This is a genomic window from Streptomyces sp. NPDC127097 (assembly GCF_042724075.1).
GTDB lineage: Bacteria > Actinomycetota > Actinomycetes > Streptomycetales > Streptomycetaceae > Streptomyces.
The window spans coordinates 61,642-72,661 of the sequence record NZ_JBHXFI010000042.1 but is presented as its reverse complement, the minus strand read 5'-3'; the positions used below and the strand labels follow the sequence as shown (position 1 = coordinate 72,661).

Sequence of the window (11,020 nt, the reverse complement as noted above, 5' to 3'; positions counted from 1 at the left end):
ATAGGCCGGGGCCGCCCGGTGACGGGTCAGGGGGGGGCGCGGGCGTGCGTCCGGCGGCGGTGGTGTCACCGCGGGGCGGGCTCCCTCAGAAGCCGAAATCTTGAGTCCACCACGGGCCGCCCGCCCCGAAGTGGGCGCCGACGCCGAGGGTCTTGTACTCGCAGTTGAGGATGTTGGCACGGTGGCCGGGGCTGTTCATCCAGGAGTCCATGACGGACTGGGCGTTGGCCTGGCCGCGGGCTATGTTCTCGCCGCCGAGGTCGTCGATGCCCGCGTCCTCGGCGCGGTCCCAGGGCGTGTCGCCGTCCGGGTCGGTGTGGTCGAAGAAGCCCCGCCGGGCCATGTCGTCACTGAAATCCTGGGCGAGACCAGCCAATTCCCGGTCCGCCGTCACGGGCGAGCAGCCGGCCTGGGCGCGCTCCTGATTGACCAGCGACAGGACCTGGGCCTCCGCGGACGACTGGGCGTCGGGGGTCTTCGACGCCGCCACGGAGCGCTCGGGCGCCGGGGCGTCGGGCCGTTCGGTGGGCTCGGCGGACCGGTGCGAACCGGTCGCCCCGGTGGGCGATTTGGCGGGCTGGTGCGGGGCGGGGGACACCGGGCGGGTGGCGCTGCGGGAGGGGCGCACGCTCTCGGGGACCTTGGTACGGGCTCCGCCGCGGCTCGCCTCCTGGGTGGCGCGGTCGGTCGGCGAGGCCGAGACGCCGCCCATCGGCTCGGTGGCCTCCGGCAGCGCACCGGCCCGGACCCGGTCGCCCTGCTCGCCGTCCGCACCCCCGTCGAACTGGCCGTGACCGGGGATCAGTCCGGAGGCGACCGCCACGGCTCCCATCGCCACCACCGCGGAGGCGCCGAGCAGTCCGGTGCGGACGGGTGCCCTGCCGCTGCCGCGTGCCGCGCGATGTCCGCGGTGCCGCGTCGTGGCCGGTGCGCCCGGCCGTTCGGTCGTCGGTGCGTCAACAGGCCCCGCAGCGGCGGAGTCGGGGGCAGGGGGAGCAGAGCGTCGATGACGGCCCATCCGCTGTCTTCCTTCCACCGGTGCCAACACCGGCTCCACTGGAGCGGCTACCGCCGCACGGCCTTCCTGGCGTCAAGATGACTCACCCATAAGAGTGAGCCTCGCTGTCGGGGGACTGTACGCCATGGCGCAAGAGGCAGAAGTGACCACGGAGCAATTGGCCGGTTAGCGTGCACACATGAATGAAGCTGTCCGAGTGACCGCGTGGGTACGTGGTCAGGTCCAGGGCGTCGGGTTCCGCTGGTTCACCCGGGCCAACGCCCTTCGCATCGGCGAACTCGCGGGATTTGCCGTCAATCTGGGTGACGGCCGCGTCCAGGTGGTCGCCGAGGGCCCGAAGGAGCACTGCGATCAGTTGCTCGACTGGCTCCGCACCGGGGACACGCCCGGGCGGGTCGACGGAGTCACTGAGATCTGGGACACGCCCCGCGGCGGTTACGACGGCTTCGAGATCCGCTGATCCGGCCCGCCGGAACCATCCGTACGGCCGTCATGGGCGATCTTGCGGATGCGTCTTTGTGAGCTGCTTACGGGAGATAAGCCCTGGTGGTTGCCAACTCGGCCGACCCGTGCAAGGCTGCCGCTGTACGGATGATCTCCACGCCCCGGCGGGACCTTTCTGGGGAGTCGGCGCAGTGCCTTCACGGCCGCGCACTCTCAGGTGCCCGAGGATACGGGGTGTGATCGTGTTGACCGTCAAACCGTTTGGTGAGACTCTGGAATCCCCGCGCACCTTAGCTGTTTGGCATTGAGTACACCAGAGAATGACAAGCACCGCGGGTGCGAATCCCTCACGACCCACACCGCTTCGGTCGGTCACTCATTGTGGAGGACCATCCATCATGGCAAAGGCGCTTCTCGGTTACGTCGGCGGCTCCGACCCCCGAGTCCTCTCCGAGATGCGACGGCTTCAGCAGCGCGTCCAAGACCTTGAATCCGAACTCATTCGGATGCAGGCCGAAAACGACATGCTGTCCGCTGCCGCACGTCGCGACGACTCGATGCTCGACATCGACGTACCCCAGGCGGAGCCCGCGCTCACCTGACCCCGACCCCAGGGCCGGTAGGGCTGCTCGCCAGCCGCTTGAGGCACCGCTTTCTTCAAGATCTGCAAGGGACGCTTCGGCGTCCCTTCGTCGTTTCCGGCTTTTCCGTACTGCGGCTTTTCCTGCGAACCACCTGGTCACTTCAGCCTTGACGGCCCTCCCTTACCGCATGATGTGCCCTGCGCTTTCGGCAGTGAAACCGAAAATGAACGGCGCGGTATACCCGGGGGCCGTACAGGGCCCGCGGGCGGCCCGGAATGTTGGGGTCAGCCGCCGAGGAGCGGCCGGTAGAGTCCCACGGCGTGCATCTCAAGAGTCTGACCCTGCGAGGTTTCAAGTCCTTCGCCTCCGCAACGACGCTGCGCTTCGAGCCGGGCATCACCTGCGTCGTGGGCCCCAACGGCTCCGGCAAGTCCAATGTCGTGGACGCGCTGTCCTGGGTCATGGGCGAGCAGGGCGCCAAGTCGCTGCGCGGCGGGAAGATGGAGGACGTGATCTTCGCCGGGACGACCGGGCGGCTGCCGCTCGGCCGCGCCGAGGTCTCGCTCACCATCGACAATTCCGACGGTGCACTGCCGATCGAGTACGCCGAAGTCACCCTCACCCGGATCATGTTCCGCAACGGCGGCAGCGAGTACCAGATCAACGGTGACACCTGCCGGCTGCTGGACATCCAGGAATTGCTCTCCGATTCCGGTATCGGCCGGGAGATGCATGTCATCGTCGGGCAGGGCCAGCTCGACTCCGTGCTGCACGCCGACCCGATGGGGCGCCGGGCCTTCATCGAGGAAGCGGCCGGGGTCCTCAAGCACCGCAAGCGCAAGGAGAAGGCGCTGCGGAAGCTGGAGGCGATGAAGGCCAATCTCGCCCGGGTCCAGGACCTGACCGATGAGCTGCGGCGCCAGCTCAAGCCGCTGGGGCGGCAGGCCGCGGTCGCCCGGCGCGCCGCCGTCATCCAGGCGGATCTGCGCGATGCCCGGCTGCGGCTGCTCGCCGACGACCTCGTCACCCTGCGCCGGGCCCTGCGCGCCGAGATCGCGGACGAGGCGGCGCTCAGGGAACGCAAGCAGACCGCCGAGGACCGGCTGCGCACCGCCCAGCAGCGGGAGGCGGCGCTGGAGGAGGAGGTCCGTACGCTGACGCCGCGGGTGCAGCGTGCGCAGCAGACCTGGTACGAGCTGTCGCAGCTCGCGGAGCGGGTGCGCGGCACGATCTCGCTGGCCGAGGCGCGGGTGAAGAGCGCCACGGCGGCGCCGCCGGAGGAGCGGCACGGGCGGGACCCCGAGGACATGGAGCGGGAAGCGGCCCGGATCCGCGAGCAGGAGGCGGAGTTGACCGCCGCGCTGGAGGCGGCGAGCCGGGCCCTGGAGGACACCGTCGAACACCGTGCCGGACTGGAGCGGCAGTTGGCGGACGAGGAGCGGCGGCTGCGGGACGTGGCCCGTGCCCTCGCCGACCGCCGGGAGGGCCTGGCCCGGCTGAGCGGGCAGGTCACCGCCGCCCGGGGCCGGGCCGCCTCGGCGCAGGCGGAGATCGGCCGGCTCGCCGAGGCCAGGGACGCCGCCCGGCGCCGGGCGGAAACCGCCCAGGAGGAGTACGAGCAGCTCAAGGCCGAGGTCGACGGGCTGGACGCGGACGACGAGGAGATCGCGGAGCGGCACGAGGCGGCCCGCCGGGAGCTGGCGGAGACGGAGTCCGCGCTGACCGCCGCGCGGGAGGCGCTGACCGCAACCGAGCGCGAGCGGGCCGCGACCGCCGCCCGCCACGACGCGCTGGCGCTCGGGCTGCGCCGTAAGGACGGCACCGGAGCGCTGCTGGCCGCCGGGGACCGGCTGACCGGACTGCTCGGCCCCGCGGCGGAACTGCTGACCGTCACCCCCGGCTTCGAGATCCCGGTGGCGGCGGCGCTCGGCGTGGCCGCGGACGCCGTCGCCGTCTCCGGCCCGGCCACCGCCGCCGAGGCCATCCGGCTGCTGCGCACGCAGGACGCGGGGCGGGCGGCGATGGTGCTGGGGGGAACCGGGGGACGGAGCGGGACGGGACGGGTGCCCGCGCCCGCGCGGGCGGTGGAGGCCACGGAGGGCGGGGGAGCCGCGGGGGCCGCGGGGGCTGTTGAGGGCGCTGAGGGGGCGGCGTGGGATGGGGGCGCGGATGTCGCGGCTGCCTCCGGTGCTGCCGGGGCTCATGGGGCTGGGCCGGTTCGTGGGGCCGAGGGCTTCGCCGGAGCGGCCGAGGGGGCCGTGGTCCGTGCGGGTACGGCCGGGGCGCCGGGTGTGTCCGAGGCGGCCGTGCCCCGTGTCCCCGGGCCCCGCTCCGAGCCCGTACCGGCGGCGGAACTGGTCCGGGGGCCCGCGGAATTGACCGCCGCGGTGGCCCGTTTGCTGCGGGATGTCGTGGTGGTCGGGACGCTGGAGGACGCCGAGGACCTGGTGGCCGCGCGGCCGGAGCTGATGGCCGTGACCGGTGAGGGCGATCTGCTCGGGGCGCATTTCGCCCAGGGCGGGTCCGCCGGTGCGCCGAGTCTGCTGGAGGTGCAGGCGTCCGTCGACGAGGCGGCCGCCGAGCTGGAGGAACTGGCGGCGCGCTGCGAGGAGCTGGCGGAGGCCCAGCGGGCCGCGGCGGAGCGCCGTACGGCGGGTGCCGCGCTGGTCGAGGAGCTGGCCGGGCGGTGGCGGGCGGCGGACCGGGAGAAGTCGAAGGTCGCCGGGGACCTGGGCCGGCTCGGCGGGCAGGCCCGCGCGGCCGCGGGCGAGGCCGAGCGCTGCGAGGCGGCGGCGGCCAAGGCCGAGGAGGCGCTGCTGCGGGCCACCGAGGAGGCCGAGGAGCTGGCCGAGCGGCTCGCGGTGGCCGAGGAGGACCCGGGCGTCGGCGACGAGGAGCCGGACACCTCCGTACGGGACCGGCTGGCCGCCGACGGAGCCAACGCGCGGCAGACCGAGATGGAGGCCCGGCTCCAGGCGCGCACGCACGAGGAGCGGGTGAAGGCGCTCGCCGGGCGGGCGGACGCGCTGGACCGGGGAGCGCGGGCCGAGCGCGAGGCGCGGGCGCGGGCCGAGCGGCGGCGCGCCCGGCTGCGGCACGAGGCGGCGGTGGCCGGGGCGGTCGCCGCCGGTGCCCGGCAGCTGCTGGCGCATATCGAGGTGTCGGCCGTACGGGCCGAGGAGGAGCGGGGGGCCGCGGACCGGGCCAAGGCCGAGCGGGAACAGGCGCTGGTGGCCGAGCGCACTCAGGGCCGGGAGCTGAAGTCCGAGCTGGACAAGCTGACGGACTCGATGCACCGCGGTGAGGTGCTCGGCGCGGAGAAGCGGCTGCGGATCGAGCAGCTGGAGACCAAGGCGCTGGAGGAGCTGGGGGTGGAGCCGGCCGGGCTGATGTCCGAGTACGGCCCCGAGCAGCCGGTACCGCCCTCGCCGCCGGCTGAGGGCGAGGTGCTCCCGGACGATCCGGAGCACCCCCGGCACCAGCCGGTGCCCTATGTACGGGCCGAGCAGGAGAAGCGGCTCAAGGCCGCCGAGCGGGCGTATCAGCAGCTCGGGAAGGTGAACCCGCTGGCGCTGGAGGAGTTCGCGGCGCTGGAGGAGCGGCACAAGTTCCTGAGCGAACAGCTTGAAGACTTGAAGAAGACCCGGGCCGACCTGATGCAGGTGGTCAAGGAGGTCGACGAGCGGGTGGAGCAGGTCTTCACCGAGGCGTACCACGACACCGCGCGGGAGTTCGAGGGTGTCTTCGCGCGGCTCTTCCCCGGCGGGGAGGGGCGGCTGGTGCTCACCGATCCGGACGACATGCTGTCGACGGGGGTGGATGTGGAGGCGCGGCCGCCCGGGAAGAAGGTCAAGCGGCTGTCGCTGCTGTCGGGCGGTGAACGCTCGCTGACCGCGGTGGCGCTGCTGGTGTCGATCTTCAAGGCGCGGCCCAGCCCGTTCTATGTGATGGACGAGGTGGAGGCCGCGCTGGACGACACCAATCTCCAGCGGCTGATCCGGATCATGGAGGAACTCCAGGAGAGCTCCCAGCTGATTGTGATCACGCATCAGAAGCGCACGATGGAGGTCGCGGACGCGCTCTACGGGGTATCGATGCAAGGTGACGGCGTATCGAAGGTCATCAGTCAGCGGCTGCACTGACCGGGGGGCGCGCGGGCGGCCGGTGCGGCGGCCGCGGGCCGGTGCCGGCAGGCGGGACGGCCGCCGCCGGCGCCGTTGATGATCGCCCGGAGTATCCGACTACCCATCAGTTCAGAACTTGAACGAATGACGGTCAGGACGTCCGAGAAACAAATTCGTCACGCCCTATTGACTTCGAAACTTGAAGGCATAGTCTCTGCAACGTTGCTTTTACCTTCAAGTGGTGGGTACCCCCAACCTATGCACCACTAGAAGGGCCAGCCCCCTACGCCCGGCAGCGCAGCCGGGCCACTGGAGTTCACGTTGACCAGCACCGCGCAGCCGACGGTTCCGGAAGGCCGCAAGGCCCATCCCGACCACCTCGGCCATGTCATCTTCATCACCGCGGCTGCCGCGATGGGCGGCTTTCTCTTCGGCTATGACAGTTCCGTCATCAATGGTGCCGTCGAGGCGATCCGCAGTCGTTACGACGTCGGATCCGCGGTCCTCGCCCAGGTGATCGCCGTCGCCCTGATCGGCTGCGCCATCGGCGCCGCCACCGCCGGCCGGATCGCGGACCGCATAGGCCGTATCCGGGTGATGCAGATCGCCTCGGTGCTGTTCACCATCAGCGCCGTCGGCTCCGCTCTGCCGTTCTCCCTCTGGGACCTCGCCTTCTGGCGGATCATCGGCGGCTTCGCCATCGGTATGGCCTCGGTCATCGGCCCGGCCTACATCGCCGAGGTCTCGCCGTCCGCCTACCGCGGCCGCCTCGGCTCGTTCCAGCAGGCCGCGATCGTCGTCGGTATCGCCGTCTCCCAGCTCGTCAACTGGGGCATCCTCAACCTCGCCGACGGCAACCAGCGCGGCACCCTCGCCGGCCTGGAAGCCTGGCAGTGGATGCTCGGCGTGATGGTCGTCCCGGCCGTCCTCTACGGTCTGCTCTCCTTCGCGATCCCCGAGTCGCCGCGCTACCTGATCTCCGTCGGCAAGGTCTCCCGCGCCAAGGAGGTGCTCTCCGAGGTCGAGGGCCACACCGTGAACCTCGACACCCGGGTCGCCGAGATCCAGGACGCGATGCGCCGCGAGCACAAGTCGTCGTTCAAGGACCTGCTCGGCAGCAAGATGGGCTTCCTGCCGATCGTCTGGGTCGGTATCGGTCTCTCGGTCTTCCAGCAGCTGGTCGGCATCAACGTCGCGTTCTACTACTCCTCGGCGCTGTGGCAGTCCGTCGGCATCGACCCGAGCGCCTCGTTCTTCTACAGCTTCACGACGTCGATCATCAACATCATCGGCACCGTGATCGCGATGGTCTTCGTCGACAAGATCGGCCGCCGTCCGCTGGCGCTGATCGGCTCGGCCGGTATGGCCGTCTCGCTCGCCCTGGAGGCATGGGCCTTCTCCGCCAAGACCGCGGCCGGCACGCTGCCGCACACCGAAGGCACCGTGGCCCTGATCGCCGCCCATGTCTTCGTGCTCTTCTTCGCCCTCTCCTGGGGCGTCGTGGTCTGGGTCTTCCTCGGCGAGATGTTCCCGAACAAGATCCGTGCCGCCGCGCTGGGCGTCGCCGCCTCCGCGCAGTGGATCGCCAACTGGGCCATCACGGCCAGCTTCCCGAGTCTGTCCGACTGGAACCTCTCGGGTACGTACATCATCTACGCGGTCTTCGCTTTGCTCTCGATCCCCTTCGTGCTCAAGTTCGTGAAGGAGACGAAGGGCAAGGCGTTGGAGGAGATGGGCTAACCCCCCGCCAGTCCGTCTCCTCAGCACTGGGTACTGCCCCGGGTCATCAGGGACCCCGGGCAGTACCCCTTTTTTGTGCCCGGGTTTTTTGTGCCGGGGTTTCTTTGCGCCGGGGTTCTTGTGCCCGGGCTACCCGGAAGGCTGAACCGGCCGCCGGCGGTCAGTCCGTGAGGCGGGGCAGCACCCGCTCGGCGAAGAGATGGAGCGAGCGCCAGCCCTCGTCGACGGGCATCCCGCCGCACAGCGGATGGAGGATCAGCGAGCCCCCGGCGCCCGTCCGCCGGGCGAGCCGGAGGCAGTCGTCGGGGGTGACGACGCGGTAGACGCCCTCCTCGCGCAGCGCCCCGACGTCCGGTGCGGACGAGCGCACCGCGGAGCGGCTCCCGGCGGACTGCCAGGACGCGTACATCCGGGCCTCGTGCAGCAGATGGCCGCCGTACTCGGCCCAGGTGCGGTCCGGGTCCTCGGAGAGATGGAGGAGCGCGGTCCGCTCGGGCGGCTGCATCACCCACCCGTCGGTGCCGTGGGCGGCGCGCTGCTGGTGGTAGTAGGTCTCCAGCTCGGGGAGGTGGGCGCTGGGGAAGAAGGGGAGCCCCAGGCGGGCCGCGCGCCGGGCCGCGGCCCGTGAGCTGCCGCCGATCAGCAGCAGCGGATGCGGCTGGGTGTACGGGCGCGGGGTGACCCGGACCGTACGCCCCTGATAGGTGAACGGTTCCCCGGTCCAGGCGGACAGCAGGGTCGCCAGCACCTCGTCCTGGAGCGGGCCCCGGGCCGGCCAGTCCTTGCCGTGCGCCGCGTACTCCTCGGGCCGGTAGCCGAGGCCGGCGACGGTGATCAGCCGGCCGCCGCTGAGCAGATCGAGCGAGGCGAGGTCCTCGGCCAGCCGCAGCGGATCGTGCAGCGGGGTGATCAGCGCGGAGACGGTGACGCCGATCCGGCGGGTGGCACCGAAGACGGCGCCCGCGAAGGTGAGCGGGGAGGGCATCCAGCCGTTGGTGGTGGCGTGGTGCTCCTCGGTCTGGACCATGGTGAAGCCGCGGTCGTCGGCGAAGGCGGCCATCTCGACGGCGGCCCGGTAGCGCGCGGACAGGGTGTCGGGCGTGGGTGCGGGGTCGACGAGGTTGATCCGCAGGACCGTGACAGGCAGAGCGGGCATCGCAAACGTCCCCTTCGCCGGGGTGGTTGGCGAAGGGGACGTTAGCTGACGCTGCGTCAGATCACTAGAGGGGGAGTCCGGTCCACGGGCCCGGGTCAGCCCACCTCGACTGTCTGCCGGGCCCCGGCCGCCTCGTCCGGGCCGGCCGCCGGGGTGGTCTCCTTCGGCGCCGGCAGTACGGCGAAGACCAGCGCGGCGATCGCGATCGTGGCCGCCCAGCCCAGGCCGTTCTCGCCGATCCAGGTGGTGGCCAACGGGCCGGTGAACCACTGGACCTTGGTGAAGCACAGGCCCGCCACGAGCGCCACGCCCCAGGCGGTCATGGCCTGCCAGCAGAAGCCGCCGACGTACCAGTAGCGGCTGGTGCGGCCGGTGTTCATCAGGCTGTCGGCGTCATAGCGCACCGCCAGCTTGCGCCGCCGGGCCATGTCGATGCCGTAGACGCCGATCCAGGCGGAGAAGGAGACCGCGAGCAGCGTCAGGAAGGCGATGAACTGGCCGATGAAGTCCTTGGCCACCAGCATCATGAACAGGCCGCCGACCAGGCTGATGACGGCGTTGATGCTGACCGCGAGGGCACGGGGCAGCTTGACGCCCATCGTCTGGGCGGTGAAGCCCGCGGAGTACATCGACAGGCTGTTGATCAGCACCATCCCGACCAGCGCGGTGATCAGGTACGGCACCGCGAGCCAGGACGGCAGGATGCTGCCGAGGAACGACATCGGGTCGGTGTTCTGGCCGGCCAGCTTCGGGCTGGAGACGGCCATCACGCCGCCCATCAGCACCATCGGCAGCAGCACCAGGGCCGCGCCGGAGACGGTGGCGCCGACGATCTTCTTGCCGGACGCGGAGTGCGGCAGGTACCGCGCGAAGTCGGGGCCGGTGGGCACCCAGCTGATCCCGCCGGCCGCGATGGTGCCGATGCCCGCGATCACCATGGCCGTGGTGCCGGCCTTCTTGGCGAAGACGGCGTCCCAGTCCATCGTGGCGACCAGATAGACCAGCACCATGATGCTGAACAGGCCGAACAGATACGTCGAGTACTTGTTGCAGACGTTCAGCGCCTTGCGGCCCAGACCGCTCACCAGATACGTGACGGCCACGAAGGCGAGCAGGGTGACAACGACGAGGACGTTGTTGCTCTCGATGCCGAGCAGCAGATGCAGCACGGTCAGCACCGCGTAGGCGCCGGTGACCGCGTTGATCGTCTCCCAGCCGAAGCGGGCGACCCACAGGATCGCGCCGGGGAAGTAGTTGCCGCGGACGCCGAAGGCGGCCCGGGAGAGCATCGCGCCGGGGGCGCCGCCCCACTTGCCCGAGACCGACAGCACGCCCACCATGCCGAAGGCGACGGCCGCGGCGGTCGCGGCGACCAGCAGGACCTGCCAGAAGTTCAGCCCGTTGCTCACCACGAGCGAGGCGCCCATGGTGAGCAACAACACGCTGATGTTGGCGGCGACCCAGGTCGGGAAGAGCTCGCGGACGCGGCCCTGGCGTTCGTTGTCGGGGACGGGCTCGATGCCGCGGGTCTCGACGGCGCCCTCGGGTGCGGGAGCGGAAGTGGAGGACGTGGTGCCCATTGGTGCAGGTATCTCCGTGCGGGGATCTGGACGCACCCCCCGGGGGAGGAGGTGCAGGCAGCGGCTGTGATGCCTGGCCAGAATTGATTGCCCAGGACTCTACGCGCGTTGCGCGGCCGTCGACCATCGTACTTTGATCCAACTTGTGCCGGTACGCGCTGTTGGACCCCACGACGAGGACGAGTGTCGCCGAAGGCCGTCGAAGGGTCCAGTCGGGCTGGTCCGGAGCTGGTCCGGAGCTGGTCCGGAGGGGCGGGTGTCAGGGCGTTCGCCCGGCTCCCCGGCGACCACCCGGCCGTACGGCCCGGCCCCGTGCTGCCGTCCCGGAGAGGCGCCCGGTGCGCACCCGGGCAGCGGGCTACGAGCCCGGGACG

The 11,020-nt window shown here is 71.2% G+C and carries 7 protein-coding genes; 4 read left to right on the top strand and 3 right to left on the bottom strand.

Going from position 1 to position 11,020, the window contains the following annotated elements; genetic code table 11:
- Positions 1-85: 85 nt before the first annotated feature.
- Positions 86-1,018, bottom strand: coding sequence for a CAP domain-containing protein (locus tag ACFWJW_RS27085; protein WP_387246288.1), 933 nt, complete (start codon positions 1,016-1,018; stop codon positions 86-88).
- Between the two features lie 178 nt (positions 1,019-1,196).
- Here ACFWJW_RS27085 and ACFWJW_RS27080 point away from each other — a divergent pair, with 178 nt between their 5' ends.
- The 4 genes from ACFWJW_RS27080 to ACFWJW_RS27065 all read left to right on the top strand — a co-directional run bounded on the left by ACFWJW_RS27080 (position 1,197) and on the right by ACFWJW_RS27065 (position 7,910).
- A complete protein-coding gene (locus ACFWJW_RS27080) occupies positions 1,197-1,478 on the top strand; it encodes an acylphosphatase (RefSeq protein ID WP_168481563.1) in 282 nt (93 codons plus the stop codon).
- 382 nt (positions 1,479-1,860) lie between these two features.
- Entirely contained in the window at positions 1,861-2,064 is a 204-nt protein-coding gene (locus tag ACFWJW_RS27075; protein WP_006602857.1) for a hypothetical protein, read from the top strand.
- Positions 2,065-2,366: 302 nt separating this feature from the next.
- Entirely contained in the window at positions 2,367-6,188 is a 3,822-nt protein-coding gene (locus ACFWJW_RS27070) for an AAA family ATPase (protein WP_387246286.1), read from the top strand.
- Positions 6,189-6,491: 303 nt separating this feature from the next.
- Positions 6,492-7,910, top strand: coding sequence for a sugar porter family MFS transporter (locus ACFWJW_RS27065; protein ID WP_387246284.1), 1,419 nt, complete (start codon positions 6,492-6,494; stop codon positions 7,908-7,910).
- 160 nt (positions 7,911-8,070) lie between these two features.
- Here ACFWJW_RS27065 and ACFWJW_RS27060 read toward each other — a convergent pair whose 3' ends face one another.
- Positions 8,071-9,066: an LLM class flavin-dependent oxidoreductase gene (locus ACFWJW_RS27060; RefSeq protein ID WP_387246282.1), complete on the bottom strand. Its 996-nt coding sequence runs from the start codon at positions 9,064-9,066 to the stop codon at positions 8,071-8,073.
- A gap of 95 nt (positions 9,067-9,161) precedes the next feature.
- Positions 9,162-10,646 (bottom strand): purine-cytosine permease family protein, encoded by a 1,485-nt coding sequence (locus ACFWJW_RS27055; protein WP_387246280.1) that lies wholly within the window; start codon positions 10,644-10,646, stop codon positions 9,162-9,164.
- Between the last annotated feature and the right edge of the window lie 374 nt (positions 10,647-11,020).

Coding starts and splice junctions, on each gene's coding strand:
- ACFWJW_RS27085 (WP_387246288.1), bottom strand. CDS start 1,018: ATGGGCCGTCATCGACGCTCTGCTCCCCCTGCCCCCGACTCCGCCGCT.
- ACFWJW_RS27080 (WP_168481563.1), top strand. CDS start 1,197: ATGAATGAAGCTGTCCGAGTGACCGCGTGGGTACGTGGTCAGGTCCAG.
- ACFWJW_RS27075 (WP_006602857.1), top strand. CDS start 1,861: ATGGCAAAGGCGCTTCTCGGTTACGTCGGCGGCTCCGACCCCCGAGTC.
- ACFWJW_RS27060 (WP_387246282.1), bottom strand. CDS start 9,066: ATGCCCGCTCTGCCTGTCACGGTCCTGCGGATCAACCTCGTCGACCCC.
- ACFWJW_RS27055 (WP_387246280.1), bottom strand. CDS start 10,646: ATGGGCACCACGTCCTCCACTTCCGCTCCCGCACCCGAGGGCGCCGTC.